This window comes from Pseudomonas sp. NPDC098747 (assembly GCF_044760045.1).
Lineage (GTDB): Bacteria > Pseudomonadota > Gammaproteobacteria > Pseudomonadales > Pseudomonadaceae > Aquipseudomonas.
On the sequence record NZ_JBIWAL010000018.1, the window covers coordinates 10,019 to 31,219 of the forward strand.

Genomic DNA, 21,201 nt, shown 5'->3' on the forward strand with positions numbered 1-21,201 from the left:
CGGCAGCTGCTGTTGTTCAGGCTGAAGGTCACGTTGGCTTTCTTGCCGCCGTCGACGGTGATCAGGTTTTCATCGCCGGTCCACCACAGCAGGCGGTCGGTTGGCAGGCCCTGTTCGCCGGTTTCCGGGTTGAAGTACAGCCAGTCGGTGCCGTTGAAGCTGCGCAGCCACAGTTCAGGCGTTTGCGGCTGATCGGCGACGAGGCGGATGGTGTGGACTTTTTCCACCGGGACGTGGGCGATGGACAGCAGCAGTTCGACGATTTTGGCTTTGTGCGGGGTCGATAGATCGCCAGCCAGCAGCAATTTCACGTTGTCGTCGTTAACGTTGTTGACGCGTTTGATCGCCTCGCCAATAAAGGTTTCGACATCGGCCGAGTGCTGACGAATCGGCGCGAGCAGCGATTCGGCGGCGATTTTTTCCGGGCCTTCGATGACCATGCTGTCGCGGAAGGTCGGGCCTTTGATCTTGGTTTTTTCTGCGGTGTAACGCTTGGTCAGCACCAGACGGTAATAAAGGGTCTGATTGCCCTTGGCGCGGCGCGCCGACCAGGTCACCTTGCGGTTGCCGTCGACGCGGTTCACTGCCACGCCGTAATTATTGGAGATGAAGCTCTCGTTGAGGCTGACGTAATCGCGGCTCAGTGGCGGCACGAACATCTGGATTTTCACCGGATCCTTGGTGCTGGCGACGAACTCGACCTTGGCGTCGATGTTCCACAAGTCGTCGGTGGCGTCTTCGGTCACCGGGATGCCGAGCACGAAAATCTGATAGGCCGTAACCGAAACGCCCAGGAGCACCAGAATGGTGATCAGGATTTTCAGGTGGAAGGTTAGAGAACGCATGGAAATTACTCGGCGGTATGAGCGGCGATGGTGCAAGCGGGTTTGCCTGCAGCGTATTTAAGGCTTGGGTCGACCAGCGCGTCGAAGCGTTTCAGCGCCTCGGAGCCGATCAAAAGCGGATATTGGAACGCACTTCGGTCGGTCAGGTTCACTTCGATGCTGCGCATTGCTGAACCCATGCAGATATCCAGCTCGATGACCGGGCGTGCGGTGTACTTTTTGCCTTCTTCCGGGTCGTAGTCGCCGGCACGGCGCTTGATCTTGCTGACCCGGGCCAGTGGCCGTTCGATCGGGTGCGAATGCGCGGCGTCGATCGCCAGGTAGAAACGTACCCAGGACTCACCGTTGCGTTTGAAGCGTTTGATATCGCGGGCACTCAGCGAGGCGGTTTTCGCGCCGGTGTCGAGTTTAGCCGCGACTTCCAGATTGATGCCGTCAAGCGAAGCGTATTCGTTGAGGCCGTACACGGTTTTTTCTCCCGCAGCGGCAAGGCCGGGCAGGCAAAACAGGGCGAAGAATGTGGGAAAAGGCTTGAGTCTCATAAATCCTGGTGCGCAGCGTTCCGTTTTCGGTTCAGGTGCCTGGCAAAAACTTGCGCAAGTCCCTTCGTGTGCCTATCAGCTTTTTATGACAAGCCGTACAAATGGCCAGCAAATGCGGGCGGCATTCTAGCACGGTGGTTTTATGGCGCCAGCGCCCGCACGGGTCTATAACCCTTGGGGCAGTTGTGGGCTGTTATTAGACGATTGTCGACAATATCTATTTATCCTTTGACTGATGCGGCTGAATTGGCTAGTTTTTGCCGCATTGGATTTCAAGGTGTCGACAATCATGCTGGATCAGCTCGAACCCCCGGTCATCAGCGGCGACGATTCCGAGACACTCTCGGAAAACGTCTTTCGACGCATTCAGGCGGCCATCGTCAGAGGCGAGATTGCTCCGGGCAGCAAGATCTCCGAGCCGGAACTGGCGCGCACTTACGGCATCAGCCGTGGGCCGCTGCGTGAGGCTATCCACCGCCTGGAAGGTCAGCGCCTGCTGGTGCGTGTGCCGCACGTCGGCGCCCGAGTGGTATCGCTGAGCCATGCCGAGTTGCTGGAACTCTACGAAATCCGTGAATCCCTTGAAGGCATGGCCTGCCGTCTGGCGGCTGAACGCATGAGCGTCGAAGAAATCGACGAACTGCGTCGGGTGCTGGAAACCCACGAGCGCGACGCGGCGTTTCAGGCAGGCGTCGGTTACTACCAGCAGGAAGGCGATTTCGACTTCCACTACCGCATCATTCAGGGCAGCGGCAACCGCACGCTGACGCAGATGCTCTGCGGCGAGCTCTATCAACTGGTGCGCATGTACCGCATCCAGTTCTCGACCACGCCGAACCGCCCGCGCCAGGCCTTCGCCGAACACCACCGGATTCTCGACGCCATCGCCGACCGTGACGGCGAACTCGCGGAATTGTTGATGCGCCGTCACATCGGCGCCTCGAAACGCAACATCGCCCGTCATTACCAGGACGGCGCCCACAATAAGACAGCCACTGAACGAGGTGAGTCATGAGTTCCAAGCAGAACACTCCAGGCCAGCGTTTCCGCGATGCGGTCGCCAGCGAGCACCCTTTGCAGGTGGTCGGCGCGATCAACGCCAACCACGCGCTGCTGGCCAAACGTGCCGGTTTCAAGGCGATCTACCTGTCCGGTGGCGGGGTGGCCGCAGGTTCACTCGGCGTGCCGGATCTGGGTATCACCGGTCTGGATGACGTGCTCACCGATGTACGGCGCATCACCGACGTCTGCGATTTGCCGCTGCTGGTGGATGTCGACACCGGTTTCGGTTCGTCGGCGTTCAACGTGGCGCGCACCGTCAAGTCGATGATCAAGTTTGGCGCGGCGGCGATTCACATCGAAGACCAGGTCGGCGCCAAGCGCTGCGGCCATCGTCCTAATAAAGAAATCGTCAGCCAGCAGGAAATGGTCGACCGCATCAAGGCTGCCGTCGATGCTCGCACCGACGACAGCTTCGTGATCATGGCGCGTACTGACGCGCTGGCCGTTGAAGGTCTGGAGTCGGCACTGGATCGCGCTGCAGCGTGCATCGAGGCGGGCGCCGACATGATTTTCCCGGAAGCCATTACTGAACTGGACATGTACAAGCTGTTCGCCAACCGCGTGAAAGCACCGATTCTGGCCAACATCACCGAGTTCGGCTCGACGCCGCTGTACACCACCGAGCAACTGGCGGGGGCAGATGTGTCGCTGGTGCTGTATCCGCTGTCGGCGTTCCGCGCGATGAACAAGGCTGCGGAAAATGTCTACACCGCGATCCGCCGCGACGGTACGCAGCAGAATGTCATCGACACCATGCAGACTCGCATGGAGCTCTACGATCGCATCGATTACCACACGTTCGAGCAGAAGCTCGATGCGTTGTTTGCACAAAAGAAAGGCTGAACCAGACCCTGTGGGAGCGAGCGAGCTTGCTCGCGAAGACGGACTGACATCCAACATTGATGTCGACTGATCCAGCGCTTTCGCGAGCAAGCTCGCTCCCACAAGTTTTCCATACAAATTCAAAAAAATTGGAGAAAACAATGGCCGAAGCAAAAGTACTCAGTGGCGCCGGGCTCCGGGGCCAGGTTGCCGGGCAAACCGCACTGTCCACCGTGGGCCAGGCCGGTGCCGGGCTGACCTATCGCGGCTACGACGTGCGCGAACTCGCAGCCGATGCGCAATTTGAAGAAGTGGCGTACCTGCTGCTGTACGGTGAATTGCCGACCCGGGCCCAACTCGACGCTTACCAAGGCAAACTGAGCAAGCTGCGCGACCTGCCGCAAGCGCTGAAAGAAGTGCTGGAACGCATCCCCGCCGACGCCCATCCGATGGACGTGATGCGCACCGGTTGCTCGTTCCTTGGCAACATCGAGCCGGAGAAAGACTTCGCCGAGCAACAGGACAAAACCGACCGTCTGCTGGCGGCTTTCCCGGCGATCATGTGCTACTGGTATCGCTTCAGCCACGATGGCAAACGCATCAACTGCGTGACCGATGAACAATCCATCGGCGGCCACTTCCTGCACCTTCTGCACGACAAGAAGCCAAGCGAACTGCACGTCAAAGTGATGAACGTGTCGCTGATTCTCTACGCCGAACACGAATTCAACGCCTCGACCTTCACCGCCCGTGTTTGCGCGTCGACCCTGTCCGATCTGTATTCCTGCGTCACTGCGGCCATCGGTTCGCTGCGCGGTCCGCTTCACGGCGGCGCCAACGAAGCAGCGATGGAAATGATCGAGCGCTTTTCGTCGCCGGAAGACGCGATCAAAGGCACCCTCGGCATGCTTGAGCGCAAAGACAAGATCATGGGCTTTGGCCACGCGATCTATAAGGACAGCGATCCGCGCAACGAGGTGATCAAGGGCTGGGCGAAGAAGCTTGCTGATGAAGTCGGTGACAAGGTGCTGTTCGCAGTTTCCGAAGCCATCGACAAGACCATGTGGGAGCAGAAGAAACTGTTCCCGAACGCCGACTTCTACCATGCCTCGGCGTACCACTTCATGGGCATCCCGACCAAGCTGTTCACGCCGATCTTCGTCTGCTCGCGCCTGACCGGCTGGGCCGCGCACGTGTTCGAACAGCGCGCCAACAACCGCATCATCCGCCCGAGCGCCGAATACGTCGGCGTTGAACAGCGCAAGTTCGTGCCAATCGAACGTCGCTGAATGGGGAGGGCTGAACACTGATCTCGAAGTTCACTTAAATCCCTGTGGGAGCTGGCTTGCCAGCGATGACTGAGTCATATCCGACATCAATGCCGGCTGACCCACCGCTATCGCTGGCAAGCCAGCTCCCACAGGGTTCAGTGTAAATTTCGAGGTCGGTGACAGGCCCACCCTTTGCAACCACCGTGATCCGAGTCCCGACCGATGAACACAGAATTTCGCAAGAACCTGCCCGGCACTCCGCTGGATTACTTCGACGTCCGTGCGGCTGTTGATGCGATCCAGCCCGGCGCCTATGACACCCTGCCGTACACCTCGCGCGTGCTGGCGGAAAACCTGGTGCGTCGCTGCGACCCGGCCACGCTGACCGAATCCCTGAAGCAGTTTATCGAGCGCAAACGCGACCTCGATTTCCCCTGGTTTCCGGCGCGCGTTGTCTGCCACGACATTCTCGGTCAAACCGCACTGGTCGACCTTGCCGGTCTGCGTGACGCGATTGCCTTGCAGGGCGGCGACCCTGCGCAAGTCAATCCGGTGGTGCCGACGCAACTGATCGTCGACCACTCGCTGGCCGTAGAGGCGGGAGGCTTTGATGCGCAGGCATTCGAGAAAAACCGCGCCATCGAAGACCGTCGTAACGAAGACCGTTTCCACTTCATCAACTGGACCAAAAAAGCCTTCAAGAACGTCGACGTGATCCCGCCGGGCAACGGCATCATGCACCAGATCAACCTGGAGAAAATGTCTCCGGTGATTCAGGTGCGCGACGGTGTGGCGTTCCCCGACACTTGCGTCGGCACCGACAGCCACACCCCGCACGTCGATGCGCTGGGCGTGATCGCCATTGGCGTCGGCGGCCTCGAAGCGGAGAGCGTGATGCTCGGCCGCGCGTCGTGGATGCGCCTGCCGGAAAGCGTCGGCGTCGAACTGACGGGCAAGCTGCAACCGGGCATCACCGCCACCGATATGGTGCTGGCGCTGACCGAATACCTGCGCAAGCAGAAAGTCGTCGGCGCATGGCTGGAGTTCTTCGGTGAAGGCGCATCAAAGCTGACCCTCGGCGACCGCGCCACCATCTCCAACATGGCCCCGGAGTACGGCGCCACCGCTGCGATGTTCTACATCGATCAGCAGACCATCGATTACCTCAAGCTCACCGGTCGTGAAGACCAGCAAGTGCAGCTTGTCGAGCACTATGCCAAGACTACCGGCCTGTGGGCTGACAGCCTCAAAGGCGCGCAATACGAGCGCGGTCTGACCTTCGACTTGTCGTCGGTAGTGCGCAACATGGCCGGCCCAAGCAACCCGCATGCTCGCGTGGCAACCTCGGATCTGGCGGCCAAAGGCATCTCTGGTCAGTGGGATGATGTGCCGGGGCAAATGCCTGACGGCGCGGTGATCATCGCTGCGATCACCAGTTGCACCAACACCAGCAACCCGCGCAACGTGATTGCCGCCGGCCTGATCGCGCGCAACGCCAACAAGCTCGGTCTGACGCGCAAGCCGTGGGTCAAATCGTCGCTGGCGCCGGGTTCGAAAACCGTGGCGCTTTACCTCGATGAAGCGGGGCTGACCACTGAACTGGAACAGCTCGGTTTCGGCATCGTGGCGTTCGCCTGCACCACGTGCAACGGTATGTCCGGCGCACTGGATCCGGTGATCCAGCAAGAAATCATCGACCGCGATCTGTATGCGACTGCCGTACTCTCGGGCAACCGCAACTTCGACGGCCGCATCCACCCGTACGCCAAGCAAGCCTTCCTCGCTTCGCCGCCATTGGTGGTCGCGTATGCCATCGCCGGGACCATCCGTTTCGACATCGAAAAGGATGTACTGGGCGTGGTCGACGGCAAGGAAATCCGCCTCAAAGACATCTGGCCGAGCGACGAAGAAATCGACGCCGTGGTGAAGTCTTCGGTCAAGCCTGAGCAGTTCCGTCAGGTCTACATCCCGATGTTCGCCATCCATGAAGACACCGGCCCGAAAGTCACGCCGCTGTACGACTGGCGCGAGATGAGCACCTATATTCGCCGGCCGCCGTACTGGGAAGGCGCACTGGCCGGCGCACGTCCGCTCAAGGGCATGCGCCCGCTGGCGGTACTGCCGGACAACATCACCACCGATCACCTGTCGCCCTCGAACGCGATCATGCTCGACAGCGCCGCCGGCGAGTACCTGGCGAAAATGGGCCTGCCAGAAGAGGACTTCAACTCCTACGCAACGCACCGTGGCGACCACTTGACCGCCCAGCGTGCGACGTTCGCCAACCCGAAACTGTTCAACGAAATGGTCGTGGAAAACGGCAAGGTCAAACAGGGTTCGCTGGCGCGTGTCGAGCCGGAAGGCAAAGTGATGCGCATGTGGGAAGCCATCGAAACCTACATGGAGCGCAAGCAGCCGCTGATCATCATCGCCGGCGCCGACTACGGTCAGGGCTCGTCCCGCGACTGGGCGGCCAAAGGAGTGCGTCTGGCGGGGGTCGAGGCGATTGCCGCGGAAGGTTTCGAGCGAATTCACCGCACCAACCTGGTGGGCATGGGCGTGTTGCCGCTGGAGTTCAAAGCGGGCACCGACCGTCACACCCTGGCCATCGACGGCAGCGAAACCTACGACGTGATTGGCGAGCGTAAGCCGCGCGCTGATCTAACGCTGGTGATTCATCGCAAGAATGGCGAGCGCGTTGAAGTGCCGGTGACTTGCCGCCTCGATACCGCTGAAGAAGTGTCGATCTACGAGGCCGGCGGCGTGTTGCAGCGCTTCGCTCAGGACTTCCTTGAAGAGTCGGCGGTTGCCGTTTAAATCAATTGATGTGGGCATGGGGCTTCACGTCCCATGCTTTCGTTAAGGAGCACCATGGCTCACGTTCCCCAGATCAAAATCCCCGCCACCTACATGCGCGGTGGCACCAGCAAAGGCGTGTTCTTCAGCCTGAAAGATTTGCCTGAAGTGGCGCAGGTTCCAGGCCCCGCCCGCGACGCCTTGCTGCTGCGCGTGATCGGCAGCCCCGACCCGTACGACAAGCAGATCGACGGCATGGGCGGCGCCACTTCAAGCACCAGCAAAACCGTGATCCTGTCGAAAAGCAGCAAGGCTGATCACGACGTCGATTACCTGTTCGGCCAGGTCTCCATCGACAAGCCGTTCGTGGACTGGAGTGGCAACTGCGGCAACCTGTCGGCCGCGGTCGGTTCGTTTGCGATCAGCAATGGCCTGGTCGACGCCAGCCGCATTCCGCACAACGGTGTCGCGGTGGTGCGCGTATGGCAGGCCAATATCGGCAAAACCATCATCGCCCACGTGCCGATCACTAACGGTGAAGTGCAGGAAACCGGAGATTTTGAACTCGACGGCGTGACCTTTCCAGCGGCCGAAGTGCAGGTTGAGTTCATGGACCCTGCGGCAGAAGAAGAGGGTGGCGGTGGCTCGATGTTTCCTACCGGCAACCTGATCGATGAGCTGGAGGTGCCGGGCGTTGGCACGTTCAAGGCGACCATGATCAATGCGGGGATTCCGACGATTTTCGTCAACGCCGAAGACATTGGTTACACCGGCACCGAACTGCAAAGTGCGATCAACAGCGATCCGAAAGCCTTGCAGATGTTCGAGACCCTCCGCGCTTATGGCGCGTTGCGCATGGGCCTGATCTCGAATCTCGATGAAGCGGCCAAGCGCCAACACACGCCGAAAGTCGCGTTCGTGGCCAAGCCTGCGGATTACGTGGCGTCCAGCGGTAAAGCGATTGCTGCCGGTGACGTTGATTTGCTGGTGCGTGCGTTGTCGATGGGCAAGCTGCACCACGCGATGATGGGCACGGCTGCGGTAGCAATCGGCACGGCGGCGGCGATTCTCGGGACTCTGGTGAATCTTGCGGCGGGTGGCGTTGAACGCAGCGCCGTGCGTTTTGGTCATCCTTCCGGCACGTTACGCGTCGGCGCCGAGGCGACTCTGGAAAACGGCGAGTGGGTGGTAAAAAAAGCCATCATGAGCCGCAGTGCCCGCGTCCTGATGGAAGGCTATGTTCGTGTCCCCGGCGATTCGTTCTGATTCGAGAACTTTTACCCTCACCCCAGCCCTCTCCCGGAGGGAGAGGGGGCCGACCGAGGTGTCTGAGGTTTTACATCGACCTGAAAGACCGAGTCGATTATGGATTCGGTAAAGCACTTGCAGGTCGATGAACTTCATCAGCAACCCCCAGTCGGCCGCTCCCGGGGGGGAGAGGGGGCCGACCGAGGCGTCTGGCGTGGTACATCGACCTGAAAGACCGAGTCGATTGATTATGGATTCGGCAAAACCCTTTCAGGTCGGCGTACTTCTGAAATATCCCCCGATCAGTCCCCTCTACCTCTGGGAGAGGGCTAGGGTGAGGGCCTTACCCCTGACGAAACACAAAACCAGCAGGCACCACAGACCTGCATCACAACCGCAACCAAGCCCAGAGGAAGATCGCACCACTCATATCCCGAACAGGAGAACTGCAATGAGCGCCAACGTCGACCTGAACAACCGCCCCTACTACGACCGTGTCCTGCAGGACATCGCCGACTACGTCCTGACCTTCAAAGTTGAATCCACCGAAGCCCTCAACACCGCCCGCCACTGCCTGATGGACACGCTGGGTTGCGGTCTGCTGGCGCTGCGTTTTCCCGAATGCACCAAGCACCTTGGTCCCCTCGTCGAAGGCACCGTCGTGCCGTTTGGCGCCCGAGTCCCCGGCACCAGTTTTCGCCTCGACCCGGTAAAAGCGGCGTGGGATATCGGCTGCATCGTGCGCTGGCTCGACTACAACGACACCTGGCTCGCCGCCGAGTGGGGGCATCCGTCGGACAACCTCGGTGCAATACTCGCGGTGGCCGATCACCTCTCGCAGAAGCGCTTGGCCAACGCTGAAGCCGCGCTGACGATTCGCGATGTGCTGGAAGCGATGATCATGGCCCACGAGATTCAGGGCGTCATTGCCCTGGAAAACTCCTTCAACCGCGTAGGACTCGATCACGTCATTCTGGTGAAAGTCGCCTCGACCGCCGTGACCGCCAAACTGATGGGCGCCAATCGCGAGCAGATGTTGTCGGCGCTGTCCCATGCATTCGCCGATGGGCAAGCCCTGCGCACCTATCGTCATGCACCGAATGCCGGCTCGCGAAAATCCTGGGCGGCAGGGGATGCGTCAAGTCGCGGCGTGCGTCTGGCCGATATCGCCATGCGCGGCGAAATGGGTATTCCCGGTGTGTTGAGTGCCAAACAGTGGGGCTTTTACGATGTACTGTTCAGCCACACCAACAGCGATCTTGCGTTGAAGCCGGAAGACAAACGCGCCTTCGCTTTCTCGCGGCCATTCGGCAGTTATGTGATGGAAAACGTCCTGTTCAAGATCAGCTTTCCCGCCGAGTTCCACGCGCAAACTGCGTGTGAGGCAGCGGTGACGTTGCATCCACAAGTGCGCAATCGACTGCACGAAATCGACCGGATCGTCATCACCACCCACGAATCGGCGATCCGCATCATTTCCAAGGTCGGGCCGCTGGCCAACGCTGCCGACCGCGATCACTGCATTCAATACATGACCGCCGTGCCGCTGGCCTTCGGCAATCTGGTCGCCGAGCAGTACGAGGACGATTTCCATAACGCGCATCCGATCATTGATGTGCTGCGCGAGAAAATGCTCATCGTTGAAGAGCCGCGCTTCACCCGCGAATACCTCGAAGCCGACAAGCGCTCGATTGCCAACGCCGTGCAGGTTTTTTTCAAGGACGGCAGCAGTACCGACAACGTCGTGGTGGAATACCCGATCGGCCATCGCCGCCGCCGTGCGCAGGGCATTCCTTTGCTGGAAGACAAGTTCAAGGCCAACCTGGCAACGCGCTTCACCGGCCAGCGCAGCGCCGAGATCTTGGCGCTGTGCAAAGATCAGGCACTGCTTGAAGCGACGCCGGTCAACCGCTTCGTCGACCTGTTCGTCATCTGAACCATTTTTCCACGGGCAGTTTGGTGATCGCAAAACCGCTCAGCAGAATCGCCGAATAGATCATCAGCTCCCGGGACAGGGTTTGGCCCTCGTACCAGGCGCCGATGATCACGGCGAATAGCGGAAAAATGATAAACACGAACGACAGAATGATCGGGCTCAGGCGTTTAAGCAGCAAAAAATAAACGATGAAACCACCCACCGACGCCACCAGCCCGAGATAGAGCAGGGCACCCCATGAGCGCGCGGTCACGTCCTGGAATCTTGGCGCTTCGAAGCTCAATCCGACAATAAATAACATCAGCCCGGCGATGCCGATCGGCAGCGTGTTGTAGGTGATCACGCTGATGGCGCTGCCGTGTTTTTTCGTCACCACGTAGCACAACGCATGCATGACGGCTGCGCAGAGAATCGCCAGCACACCAAGCCATTCCGCCTGATCCAGATGCAAGCCCTGGCTGCGGATAATCATGAACAGACTGGCGAAACCGATGGCGATGCCGAGCATTTGCGACGGATAGATTTTCTCGCGCAGAAATATTGCGGAAAACAGCAGGATAAACACCGGCATGCAACTGAACAGCAGCGCCGTCAGGCCAGACGACACGTGCATCTCGCCATAGTTGAGCAGGTAGTACGGCAGGCTGAAATACGACAACGTGACGAACACAAAAAACCAGCGACTTTGTCGCGGAAACAGCAGGGGTTCCTTGCGCAACACAGCGAAGCTGAGGAACAGCGGGAACGCAATCAGAAAGCGCAGGCCAGCAGCGGTCAGTGGAGGCACACTTTCCACGGCAATCTTGATCCCCAGCCATGTGGTGCCCCAACTCAGACAAACGATGAGAAACAGGCTGCTGGTGATCAATCCGGCAAGCCAGGGTTTGCTGATGTTCATCGGTGAGCTGACGGCGGTCGACATGCTGGTGCTCCGAGCGGGGAATTGACCTCATCACTGAAAAGGTCTATTCCTGATTGAACCTGTTTTCAATACGCTATTCGGGGCGAGAATGAGTGTCAAAGCAAGTATTGCCATGGTGTCAATCCTTCGTGACGGTCTCGCCCATGGCGTAGGCGTCAAGTACAAACGCCTGGCCGATGCGGTCGAACAGGCCATCGGCGAGGGCGTTATCGAGGCAGGTTGCAAGCTGCCACCCCACAGACTGTTGGCCGATAGTCTTGGCGTCACCATCGGCACCATCAGCCGTGCTTACGGCGAGCTGGAGCGTGTCGGATTAGTCGTGGCCCGCGTAGGAGATGGCACTTATGTGCGTCAGCGCGGGATGGAACGGCCGCAGGACAAAGGCTTTCGCAATGTCAGCGACGAGCCGCCAGCCTGTTTCGACATGAGTCGCAACCAGCCGATCCCAGGCCAGGAAGCAGTGTTCATGCGCGAATGTCTGGTCGACCTGGCCAATGATCCCGGCTTGTTACAGCACTTGACCGGTTACACCGCAGAAGGCGGATTGGCGCGCCATCGCGTGGCGGGAGCGGTCTGGTTGCGCCACGGGAATTTCGTGCCGCACGCCGATCAGGTGCTGTGCGTGAACGGTGGTCAGCATGGTTTGCTGTGCGCCTTGATGGCTTTGCTCAAGGCCGGCGACACGGTCGTGACCGAGCATTTGTCCTACCCCGGATTGATCAGCGTCGCACGCCAACTCGGGATAAAAATCATCGGCGCCGCGATGGATGGCGAAGGACTGTTGCCGTCGGCGCTGGAGGACATTTGCCGTCAGCATCGGGTAGCGGCTTTGTATTGCACGCCGACGATCCAGAATCCTACAGCCGCGGTGATGTCGATCCCACGGCGCGAGGCGATTGCCGAGGTGTGTCGCCAGCACAATCTGCTGATCATCGAAGACGAAGCCCACGCGGTGCTCGACCGCCAGCGTCCGGTGCCGTTGAGTTACTTCGCCCCGGAGCGCTCGGTGTTGATCGGTAGTTTGAGCAAGGCTGTTTCCGCCGGGTTGCGAGTCGGTTATCTGCACGCGCCGCAAGCGTTGATCGGGCGCATCAGTTCAGCCATTCGTGCGACGTGCTGGATGGCCAATCCGCTGTCGATGGAAGTGGCGAGCCTGTGGATCGAAAACGGCATGGCCGAACGTTTGCTGGATGAGCAGATCACCGAGATTGGCCGGCGCAAGGCCTTGGTTGTGGGAACGTTGGAGGGTTTGAACTACAAGACGCACACCTACAGTCCGCACTTTTGGGTAGAGGTGCCGGAGTTGTGGCGGGCATCGCAAATTGCTGCGGAGTTGAAGGAGAACAACTACCTGGTGGCAACCGCCGAGGCGTTTGCGGTGGGGCATGCGGCGGTGCCGCAGTGTATTCGGGTGAGCGTGTGTAATTCGAGCGGGGATGATCGGATGCTGTTGGAGGGCTTTGAGGCTCTGGCCAGGGCCCTGACAGAAACCGTGTAATCGTTCTTCGCGAGCAAGCTCGCTCCCACAGGTTTCTCGGGTGCCTGCAGATTGGCATTCACCACAAAACCCTGTGGGAGCGAGCTTGCTCGCGAAGGCGTTAGCCGAGACACCGCAAAACTACTTGAACCGCCGCTCCACCCCTTTCTCCACCAAAATCTTCGCCGAAATCTCTTCCACCGAAAAATGCGTGGAATTGATGTTCGGGATGTTTTCGCGGCGAAACAGGTTTTCCACTTCGCGCACTTCGAATTCACACTGGGCGTAGCTCGAATAGCGGCTGTTGGGTTTGCGCTCGTTGCGGATTGCGGTGAGGCGATCCGGGTCGATGGTCAGGCCGAACAGCTTGTGCTGATGGGCGCGCAGGGCGGGCGGCAGTTGCAGACGCTCCATGTCGTCTTCGGTCAGCGGATAGTTGGCCGCGCGGATACCGAACTGCATGGCCATGTACAGGCACGTCGGCGTCTTACCACATCGCGACACACCCACTAGTATCAGATCGGCCTTGTCGTAATAGTGCGTGCGGGCGCCGTCATCGTTGTCGAGGGCGAAGTTCACCGCCTCGATCCGCTCCATGTAATTGGAGTTGTGCCCGATCGAATGCGACTTGCCGACGGTGTAGGACGAATGCTCGGTCAATTCCTGCTCGAGCGGGGCGAGGAAGGTCGAGAAAATGTCGATCATGAAACCATTGGACGTTGCGAGAATCTCACGAATGTCCTGATTGACGATGGTGTCGAAGATGATCGGGCGAAAGCCGTCGGTTTCGGCGGCTTTGTTGATTTGTTGTACCATGGCCCGCGCTTTATCCACGCTGTCGATGTACGGTCGCGTGAATTTGCTGAAGGTAATGTTTTCGAACTGCGCCAAGAGGCTTTGACCCAGGGTTTCGGCCGTAATGCCGGTGCCATCGGAGATAAAGAAAGCAGATCGTTTCATTTGCACCTTGGGCCTTAGACTAATGAAGATTCTTGGATATGATAGGCGCGATTTGCCGGCCGCCATTGGCCAGCATTCTCACTTATTTTCCAGGTCCAGGCCATACAATCGGCCAACGCTCCCCCGAGCAGCCGGTTTCTGAGCTTTTCCAACACAGTTAGTGGAGAGATCACCTTGGTAGAGTACGTAGTTTCCCTCGATAAGCTCGGCAAACACGATGTTGAGCATGTGGGGGGCAAGAACGCATCCCTGGGCGAGATGATCAGCAATCTGGCGGGTGCCGGTGTGTCGGTTCCCGGCGGCTTTGCCACCACCGCTCAGGCCTATCGCGACTTCCTCGAACTGAGTGGCCTCAACGACCAGATCCACCAGGCCCTCGACGCACTCGACGTTGATGACATCAACGCACTGGCCAAGACCGGCGCACAGATCCGTCAATGGATCATGGATGCCGAGTTCCCGGAAAAACTCAATGCCGAGATCCGCACCGCGTTCGCCGCGCTGTCGGCCGGCAACCCTGACATGGCCGTGGCCGTGCGTTCGTCGGCCACCGCCGAAGATTTGCCGGACGCATCCTTCGCCGGTCAGCAGGAAACCTTCCTGAACATCCGTGGTGTGGAAAACGTTATCCGCGCCGCCAAAGAGGTGTTCGCCTCCTTGTTCAACGACCGTGCGATCTCCTACCGCGTGCATCAGGGCTTCGACCACAAACTGGTCGCCCTGTCTGCCGGCGTGCAGCGCATGGTGCGTTCGGAAACCGGCACCGCCGGCGTGATGTTCACCCTCGATACCGAATCCGGCTTCCGTGACGTGGTGTTTATCACCGGCGCTTATGGCCTGGGCGAAACCGTCGTACAAGGCGCGGTGAATCCGGACGAGTTCTACGTACACAAGGGCACGCTGGAGGCCGGTCGTCCGGCGATCCTGCGTCGCAACCTGGGCAGCAAAGCCATCAAGATGATCTACGGCGAAGTCGCCACGGCCGGCAAGTCGGTCAAGACCATCGATGTCGACAAGGCTGATCGCGCACGTTTCTGTCTGTCCGACGCTGAAGTCAGCGAACTGGCCAAGCAGGCGATGATCATCGAGAAGCACTACCAGTGCCCGATGGACATCGAGTGGGCCAAGGACGGTGACGACGGCAAGCTGTACATCGTGCAGGCCCGTCCGGAAACCGTGAAAAGCCGCACCCAGGCCAACGTCATGGAACGTTACCTGTTGAAAGAAACCGGCACCGTGCTGGTTGAAGGTCGCGCCATCGGCCAGCGCATCGGCGCCGGTAAAGTGCGGATCATCAAGGACGTGTCCGAGATGGACAAGGTCCAGCCGGGCGACGTACTGGTTTCCGACATGACCGACCCGGACTGGGAACCGGTGATGAAGCGCGCCAGCGCCATCGTGACCAACCGTGGCGGGCGTACCTGCCACGCGGCGATCATCGCCCGTGAGCTGGGCATTCCAGCTGTTGTCGGTTGCGGCAACGCCACCCAATTGCTCAAAGATGGTCAGGGTGTGACCGTGTCCTGCGCCGAAGGCGACACCGGTTACATCTTCGAAGGTGAACTGGGCTTCGACATCAAGAAGAACTCCGTGGACGCCATGCCTGATCTGCCGTTCAAGATCATGATGAACGTCGGCAACCCGGACCGCGCCTTCGACTTCGCGCAGTTGCCGAACGCCGGCGTGGGCCTGGCCCGTCTGGAATTCATCATCAACCGCATGATCGGCGTGCACCCTAAAGCACTGCTGAACTACGACAGCCTGCCGCAGGAAATCAAGGACAGCGTCGACAAGCGTATTGCCGGTTACGACGATCCGGTTGGCTTCTATGTCGACAAACTGGTCGAAGGCATCAGTACCTTGGCAGCGGCGTTTACGCCGAAAAAGGTCATCGTGCGTCTGTCGGACTTCAAGTCCAACGAATACGCCAACCTGATCGGCGGCAAGCTGTACGAGCCGGAAGAAGAAAACCCGATGCTGGGCTTCCGTGGCGCTTCGCGTTACATCAGCGAATCGTTCCGTGACTGCTTCGAACTCGAATGCCGCGCGCTGAAGCGCGTGCGCAACGAGATGGGCCTGACCAACGTCGAAATCATGGTGCCGTTCGTGCGTACCCTCGGCGAAGCCAGCCAGGTTGTCGATCTGCTGGCCGAGAACGGCTTGAAGCGCGGCGAAAACGGTCTGCGCGTGATCATGATGTGCGAACTGCCATCCAACGCGATTCTGGCTGAAGAATTCCTCGAGTTCTTCGACGGTTTTTCGATCGGTTCCAACGATCTGACTCAGCTGACGCTGGGGCTGGATCGTGACTCCGGGATCATCGCGCACCTGTTCGACGAGCGTAATCCGGCCGTCAAGAAGCTGCTGTCGAACGCGATTCAGGCGTGCAACAAGGCCGGCAAATACATCGGCATCTGCGGTCAGGGTCCTTCCGACCACCCGGATCTGGCTCGCTGGCTGATGGAGCAGGGCATCGAAAGCGTGTCGCTGAACCCGGACACCGTGCTGGAAACGTGGTTCTTCCTCGCGGAAGGCCAAGCGCAGGCCTGATGGTTATGTGAACGGGCCGCTGCCCCTGTGGGAGCGAGCTTGCTCGCGAAGACGGACTGACATTCAACATCGATGTCGACAGATGTACCGCTTTCGCGAGCAAGCTCGCTCCCACAAGGGGCGAGGCTTTGAGATTGAAGTAGGGCGGGCTCCTGTGGATGCCGCCCTTTTTTGTGCAAGAGCATTATGCAAAGCAGCAGCAACCTATTTCCTGTCGCCCTGATCAGCGCCGAGCGGCGCGGCGATCTGAGCGAAGACGTTTATCGTCTCAAACCCGGCAACAGCCCGGACTGGTCCGTAGAGATCGCCGTCACCCGTTTGGGCATGGCTGATGAACCGGCGGTGCGCGGTGTGCCGGTCATTCTGTTGCACGGCAGTTTTTCCAACCGACGCTTCTGGTTCTCGCCCAAAGGCCTGGGGCTCGGCGCCTATTTGGCGCGGCTGGGCTTCGACGTGTGGATTCCGGAGATGCGCGGCCACGGTTTATCGCAGCGCAACGAGGAATACCGCAGGAACCGTGTTGCCGACTACGCCAGGTACGATCTGCCGGCAATTGCTGCGTTCGTGCGTGAGCAGAGCGGGCAGGTTCCGCACTGGATCGGCCACTCGCTGGGCGGCATAACCCTGGCGGCCGCACTCGGTGGCGAGTATCTGGGCGAACCTGCCGTGGCATCGGCGGCGTTTTTTGGTACCCAAGTCAGCCGCACTTACTGGCCGCTGAAAATTCCGCCAGTGGAGTGGAGCGGTCGCTTCATTCTCAAGCGTTTTGCGCAGTTGTCGGGCTCACGCCTCAAGCGCGGGCCGGAAGATGAGCCCATCGGCCTGGCCATCGAAAGCATGCGCTGGTACGGCTTGTTCGGCCGTTTTGGTGACAAGGACAAAGATTGGTGGGCCGGTCTGGCGGATGTTCAGGTGCCGGTGCTGGCGGTGAGTGCGGCGGGGGATCATCAGGATCCTGCGTGGGCTTGTCGCAAGCTGTTCGAACAGATGGGTTCTGAGCACAAGCAGTTCATCAATCTGGGGCGCGAGCAGGGCTTCAGCGATAATTTCGGCCATGTCGAAATGTTGGTGAGCAAGGCTGCACAGACTCAAGTGTGGCCACTGGTGGCGCGCTGGTTGAACGATCAGCACACGCCGTTACTGGGCGAGAAGCCGGATCTGGCGGCGGCGGTCTGAATTAAAAGGCGCTGAAAAGGCCATTTCGTTCGGGTCGGCTTGCGGCTAAGATATGACGCATTGTGCGGTTCTGGTCACTTTTGTGGCTGATTTGCTATTACGTTTCAGCGTTTGTTCAGGTTCGTTCAGCGACCCTTGCATGAACTAAGGTAAACAGCGACTGCCGGAACTCGTCTCACAAGAATGCGTCATCCTTGATCGTCTTCCTTTTTACAGGAGTTTTTCGATGAACCATTACCTCACGCCTGACCTGTGCGACGCCTATCCGGAGCTGGTCCAGGTGCTGGAACCGATGTTCAGCAATTTCGGCGGCCGTGATTCATTCGGCGGCGAAATCGTGACCATCAAATGCTTCGAAGATAACTCGCGGGTCAAGGAGCAGGTCGAGCTCAAAGGGAATGGCAAGGTACTGGTGGTCGACGGTGGTGGTTCGCTGCGTCATGCCCTGCTGGGGGACATGCTGGCCGAGAAAGCCGCGAAAAACGGTTGGGAAGGGCTGGTGATCTACGGTTGCATCCGCGACGTCGATATCATCGCGCAGACCGATCTGGGCGTGCAGGCCCTTGCTAGCCACCCGAGGAAGTCCAACAGGCGCGGGCTCGGCGACCTTGACGTTCCAGTAACTTTTGCCGGTGTGACGTTCCACCCGGGCCACTACATTTATGCGGACAATAACGGCGTGATCATCTCGCCGAGTCCGCTGAAGATGCCTGAATAAGCTTTTGACAAAGGGATGAGGATGTTCGAGGAAGAAAACGCGCAATGGGGCCTGGTGCATGCCCTGGTGCTGGACGGTAGAGGCGGTGCGCGTTCGATAGCCCGGACTGAACTCGACGATTTGCAGTTGCAGGCGCATGAAAGCCTCTGGCTGCATTGGGATCGCAGTCATCCGCAAACTCAGACCTGGCTGCGTAAATCCAGTGGCCTCAATGAATTCACCTGCGACCTGCTGCTGGAAGAGAACACTCGACCGCGCCTGTTGCCGTTGCCGGATTCCGAGTTGCTGCTGTTTTTGCGTGGGGTCAACCTCAACCCGGGTGCCGAACCGGAAGACATGGTTTCGGTGCGGATTTTCGCCTCTGCTCAGCGTGTAATTTCCCTGCGTTTGCGCCCGTTGCGGGCCACCGATGAACTGCTGACGATTCTGGCGGAGGGCAAAGGCCCGAAAACCTCGTCCGAGCTGATCCTTTATCTAGCGCAATTCCTCACTAATAAAGTGCAGGATCTGGTCACTTGCCTCTCGGAAATCGCCGATGAGGAAGAAGAAAAAATGGATGCCGACGAACGGTATACCCCGGAGCACGGATCGATTTTGCACATCCGTCGAAGGGCGGCCGGACTGAAGCGGTTTCTCGCTCCGCAGCGGGATATTTTCGGACAACTGACGCGGATAAAACTGCCGTGGTTTGTCGATGACGATGCCGATTACTGGAACGAATTGAACAACAGCCTGACTCGCTATCTTGAAGAACTCGAATTGACCCGAGAGCGCGTGGGGCTTGTCCTGGAGGCAGAGGACCGGCGTTTGAGCGTGCGCATGAATCGCACGATGTACCGCTTCGGGATCATCACCTGCATCTTTTTGCCGATGAGTTTTATCACGGGTCTGTTGGGTATAAATGTTGGCGGAATTCCGTTCGCGAGCAGCCCTTATGGTTTCCTGATCGCCTGCTTGACGGTGCTCGCCATGGCCTTCGGCCAATGGTGGTTATTCCGTCGTTTGCGCTGGGTATGAAGATGCCGCATGTGACCCGACCAAATCTGCCCGCGTCTTTCACAGACATCACGAGAGGTGCGTATGCACGATCCGTTTGAACAGTCTTTGCGCGACATGCTCAACGCCTCGCCGTCCAGCCGTGACGACGACGCATGCCTGGGCCGCGTACTCAAAACCGCCAACCGCCAGGTCGGCGCCGGTGATCTGTTCAGCCTGCTGGGCCGCTGGCTGCCCGCGCTGATGATCGCCCTGAATAATGGATCGGCTCATGTCTCGCCGGTTTCCCGTCTTCGTAAACCTACCGCTCGCACTGCTGATAAGGCTGATTGAATATGGAACTTGATCTCTGGACTCAGAGCCTCGTCACTGCAATGACTGCGTTGTGGACCAAAGTCGCCAACTTCATCCCGAACCTGTTCGGCGCACTGGTTGTGCTGCTGTTGGGTTTCGTCGTGGCCAAGTTGCTCGATACCTTGCTGTCCAAACTGCTGGCCAAATTGGGCCTTGATCGCCTGATGGGCGGCACTGGGCTGACCAAGTTGCTGTCGCGCGCCGGGCTGCAAGTACCGATTTCGACATTGATCGGCAAGATCGTTTACTGGTTCGTTCTGCTGATTTTCCTGGTTTCTGCAGCAGAGTCCCTTGGACTTGAGCGAGTTTCAGCTACGCTCGATATGCTGGCACTGTATTTGCCGAAAGTATTCGGCGCCGCGCTGGTGTTGCTGGTCGGTGTTTTACTCGCGCAACTGGCCAACGGGCTGGTGCGTGGGGCGGCAGAAGGGGTAGGCCTGGACTACGCTTCGGGGTTGGGGCGAATCGCCCAGGGGCTGGTGATTATCATCAGTATCTCGGTCGCGATCAGTCAGCTTGAGGTCAAGACCGACCTGCTGAACCATGTGATTGTCATCGTATTGATTACCGTTGGTCTGGCGGTTGCGCTGGCCAATGATAAGGCAAACCAGAACATTAAACGTCACATTCTTGCGGGAAACTATGTGCTAGAGTTGTACAAGGTTGGGCAACAAGTGCGTGTTGGCGAGGTCGAAGGCCAGATCGAAGAGATCGGCACGGTTAAAACCACATTGCTGACCGATGAGGGTGAGCTAGTCTCTCTTTCCAATCGGATCCTGCTGGAACAGCATGTGAGTAGCCGCTAACCCGGCAAACCCTGCTAATGTATGCCGCCGCGAAATGCCAGCTGAAGCTGGTCGCGGCGGACATTGACCTGACTGTCGGCACGACTTGTTTTGAATAAAGCCCAAACGTTATCTACGCGCTACGACCCCCGCGAGCTCTCTGATGAGGAGTTGGTCGCGCGCTCGCATACCGAGCTGTTTCACGTGACGCGCGCCTATGAAGAACTGATGCGGCGTTACCAGCGAACATTATTTAACGTCTGCGCGAGATATCTTGGGAACGATCGCGACGCAGACGATGTCTGTCAGGAAGTGATGTTGAAGGTGTTGTATGGCCTGAAGAATTTCGAGGGGAAATCGAAGTTCAAAACCTGGCTGTACAGCATCACTTACAACGAATGCATCACGCAGTATCGGAAAGAACGGCGAAAGCGTCGCTTGATGGACGCATTGAGTCTTGACCCCCTCGAGGAAGCGTCTGAAGAAAAGACGCCAAACCCCGAGGACAAGGGCGGGCTTGATCGCTGGCTGGTGTATGTGAACCCGATTGACCGCGAAATACTGGTGCTGCGATTCGTTGCAGAGCTTGAATTTCAGGAGATCGCAGACATCATGCACATGGGATTGAGTGCGACAAAAATGCGTTACAAACGTGCTCTAGATAAATTGATTTAGTTATTTTCAGGAATTGATGAATCTTATTTAAGAGCAAATATTTATTATGTGTTTTGAAGTTTTTTT

At 58.7% G+C, this 21,201-nt stretch carries 17 protein-coding genes and 1 pseudogene; 14 read left to right on the forward strand and 4 right to left on the reverse strand.

Annotated elements, in window-relative coordinates; genetic code table 11:
* A pseudogene (locus ACIQVE_RS13390) lies at nt 1-845 on the reverse strand (UUP1 family membrane protein); the annotation flags it as partial.
* A 5-nt stretch (nt 846-850) separates the two neighbouring features.
* Nucleotides 851-1,387: an ATP-dependent zinc protease gene (locus ACIQVE_RS13395; RefSeq protein WP_016983749.1), complete on the reverse strand. Its 537-nt coding sequence runs from the start codon at nt 1,385-1,387 to the stop codon at nt 851-853.
* Between the two features lie 292 nt (nt 1,388-1,679).
* On the opposite strand from ACIQVE_RS13395, the gene ACIQVE_RS13400 reads away from it, so the two are divergent.
* The 6 genes from ACIQVE_RS13400 (at nt 1,680) to prpD (ending at nt 10,522) form a co-directional block, all read left to right on the forward strand.
* Nucleotides 1,680-2,402, forward strand: coding sequence for a GntR family transcriptional regulator (locus ACIQVE_RS13400; RefSeq protein ID WP_402809035.1), 723 nt, complete (start codon nt 1,680-1,682; stop codon nt 2,400-2,402).
* Nucleotides 2,399-3,292, forward strand: a complete 894-nt coding sequence (prpB, locus tag ACIQVE_RS13405) for a methylisocitrate lyase (protein ID WP_402808864.1) — start codon at nt 2,399-2,401, stop codon at nt 3,290-3,292. Before ACIQVE_RS13400 ends, prpB begins: the two co-directional genes overlap by 4 nt.
* 140 nt (nt 3,293-3,432) lie before the next feature.
* Complete coding sequence (gene prpC / locus ACIQVE_RS13410) at nt 3,433-4,560, forward strand: 2-methylcitrate synthase (protein WP_402808866.1); 1,128 nt, start codon at nt 3,433-3,435, stop codon at nt 4,558-4,560.
* Nucleotides 4,561-4,764: 204 nt separating this feature from the next.
* Nucleotides 4,765-7,359, forward strand: coding sequence for a Fe/S-dependent 2-methylisocitrate dehydratase AcnD (gene acnD, locus ACIQVE_RS13415; RefSeq protein WP_402808869.1), 2,595 nt, complete (start codon nt 4,765-4,767; stop codon nt 7,357-7,359).
* A gap of 54 nt (nt 7,360-7,413) precedes the next feature.
* Nucleotides 7,414-8,604 carry a 2-methylaconitate cis-trans isomerase PrpF gene (gene prpF, locus ACIQVE_RS13420; RefSeq protein WP_402808871.1) on the forward strand — a complete coding sequence of 397 codons (1,191 nt, stop codon included), beginning with the start codon at nt 7,414-7,416 and terminating at the stop codon, nt 8,602-8,604.
* Nucleotides 8,605-9,037: 433 nt separating this feature from the next.
* On the forward strand, nt 9,038-10,522 hold the full coding sequence (gene prpD, locus ACIQVE_RS13425) for a 2-methylcitrate dehydratase (RefSeq protein ID WP_402808874.1): 1,485 nt from the start codon (nt 9,038-9,040) through the stop codon (nt 10,520-10,522).
* On the opposite strand, the gene ACIQVE_RS13430 is transcribed toward prpD, so the two are convergent.
* Complete coding sequence (locus ACIQVE_RS13430) at nt 10,515-11,420, reverse strand: DMT family transporter (protein ID WP_402809037.1); 906 nt, start codon at nt 11,418-11,420, stop codon at nt 10,515-10,517. The two genes, prpD and ACIQVE_RS13430, sit on opposite strands and share 8 nt — an antisense overlap.
* A 112-nt stretch (nt 11,421-11,532) precedes the next feature.
* Between ACIQVE_RS13430 and ACIQVE_RS13435 the strand changes: the two genes are divergently transcribed.
* Entirely contained in the window at nt 11,533-12,942 is a 1,410-nt protein-coding gene (locus ACIQVE_RS13435) for a PLP-dependent aminotransferase family protein (protein ID WP_402808876.1), read from the forward strand.
* Between the two features lie 120 nt (nt 12,943-13,062).
* On the opposite strand, the gene ACIQVE_RS13440 is transcribed toward ACIQVE_RS13435, so the two are convergent.
* The gene (locus ACIQVE_RS13440; RefSeq protein ID WP_042558495.1) at nt 13,063-13,881 is read right to left on the reverse strand and encodes a pyruvate, water dikinase regulatory protein; all 819 of its coding nucleotides are present in this window, start codon (nt 13,879-13,881) and stop codon (nt 13,063-13,065) included.
* Between the two features lie 174 nt (nt 13,882-14,055).
* On the opposite strand from ACIQVE_RS13440, the gene ppsA reads away from it, so the two are divergent.
* The 7 genes from ppsA (at nt 14,056) to sigX (ending at nt 21,135) form a co-directional block, all read left to right on the forward strand.
* Nucleotides 14,056-16,431 carry a phosphoenolpyruvate synthase gene (ppsA, locus tag ACIQVE_RS13445; protein WP_402808879.1) on the forward strand — a complete coding sequence of 792 codons (2,376 nt, stop codon included), beginning with the start codon at nt 14,056-14,058 and terminating at the stop codon, nt 16,429-16,431.
* A 186-nt stretch (nt 16,432-16,617) separates the two neighbouring features.
* Nucleotides 16,618-17,607, forward strand: a complete 990-nt coding sequence (locus ACIQVE_RS13450) for an alpha/beta fold hydrolase (RefSeq protein ID WP_150616744.1) — start codon at nt 16,618-16,620, stop codon at nt 17,605-17,607.
* Between the two features lie 226 nt (nt 17,608-17,833).
* Complete coding sequence (gene rraA / locus ACIQVE_RS13455) at nt 17,834-18,325, forward strand: ribonuclease E activity regulator RraA (protein WP_100847899.1); 492 nt, start codon at nt 17,834-17,836, stop codon at nt 18,323-18,325.
* Between the two features lie 21 nt (nt 18,326-18,346).
* A complete protein-coding gene (locus tag ACIQVE_RS13460; protein WP_402808884.1) occupies nt 18,347-19,342 on the forward strand; it encodes a zinc transporter ZntB in 996 nt (331 codons plus the stop codon).
* A 63-nt stretch (nt 19,343-19,405) separates the two neighbouring features.
* Nucleotides 19,406-19,654, forward strand: coding sequence for a hypothetical protein (locus ACIQVE_RS13465; protein ID WP_008076827.1), 249 nt, complete (start codon nt 19,406-19,408; stop codon nt 19,652-19,654).
* A gap of 2 nt (nt 19,655-19,656) precedes the next feature.
* A complete protein-coding gene (locus tag ACIQVE_RS13470) occupies nt 19,657-20,481 on the forward strand; it encodes a mechanosensitive ion channel domain-containing protein (protein ID WP_402808888.1) in 825 nt (274 codons plus the stop codon).
* A 90-nt stretch (nt 20,482-20,571) separates the two neighbouring features.
* Nucleotides 20,572-21,135 carry an RNA polymerase sigma factor SigX gene (sigX, locus tag ACIQVE_RS13475; protein WP_402808892.1) on the forward strand — a complete coding sequence of 188 codons (564 nt, stop codon included), beginning with the start codon at nt 20,572-20,574 and terminating at the stop codon, nt 21,133-21,135.
* Nucleotides 21,136-21,201: the final 66 nt, after the last annotated feature.

Excerpts from the sequence above, each read along its gene's own strand:
- ACIQVE_RS13470 (WP_402808888.1), top strand. The coding sequence starts at position 19,657 with ATGGAACTTGATCTCTGGACTCAGAGCCTCGTCACTGCAATGACTGCG.
- rraA (WP_100847899.1), top strand. The coding sequence starts at position 17,834 with ATGAACCATTACCTCACGCCTGACCTGTGCGACGCCTATCCGGAGCTG.
- ACIQVE_RS13460 (WP_402808884.1), top strand. The coding sequence starts at position 18,347 with ATGTTCGAGGAAGAAAACGCGCAATGGGGCCTGGTGCATGCCCTGGTG.
- acnD (WP_402808869.1), top strand. The coding sequence starts at position 4,765 with ATGAACACAGAATTTCGCAAGAACCTGCCCGGCACTCCGCTGGATTAC.
- prpF (WP_402808871.1), top strand. The coding sequence starts at position 7,414 with ATGGCTCACGTTCCCCAGATCAAAATCCCCGCCACCTACATGCGCGGT.
- ACIQVE_RS13430 (WP_402809037.1), bottom strand. The coding sequence starts at position 11,420 with ATGAACATCAGCAAACCCTGGCTTGCCGGATTGATCACCAGCAGCCTG.
- prpB (WP_402808864.1), top strand. The coding sequence starts at position 2,399 with ATGAGTTCCAAGCAGAACACTCCAGGCCAGCGTTTCCGCGATGCGGTC.
- ACIQVE_RS13395 (WP_016983749.1), bottom strand. The coding sequence starts at position 1,387 with ATGAGACTCAAGCCTTTTCCCACATTCTTCGCCCTGTTTTGCCTGCCC.
- prpC (WP_402808866.1), top strand. The coding sequence starts at position 3,433 with ATGGCCGAAGCAAAAGTACTCAGTGGCGCCGGGCTCCGGGGCCAGGTT.
- ACIQVE_RS13440 (WP_042558495.1), bottom strand. The coding sequence starts at position 13,881 with ATGAAACGATCTGCTTTCTTTATCTCCGATGGCACCGGCATTACGGCC.
- ACIQVE_RS13465 (WP_008076827.1), top strand. The coding sequence starts at position 19,406 with ATGCACGATCCGTTTGAACAGTCTTTGCGCGACATGCTCAACGCCTCG.
- ACIQVE_RS13450 (WP_150616744.1), top strand. The coding sequence starts at position 16,618 with ATGCAAAGCAGCAGCAACCTATTTCCTGTCGCCCTGATCAGCGCCGAG.
- ACIQVE_RS13435 (WP_402808876.1), top strand. The coding sequence starts at position 11,533 with ATGAGTGTCAAAGCAAGTATTGCCATGGTGTCAATCCTTCGTGACGGT.
- prpD (WP_402808874.1), top strand. The coding sequence starts at position 9,038 with ATGAGCGCCAACGTCGACCTGAACAACCGCCCCTACTACGACCGTGTC.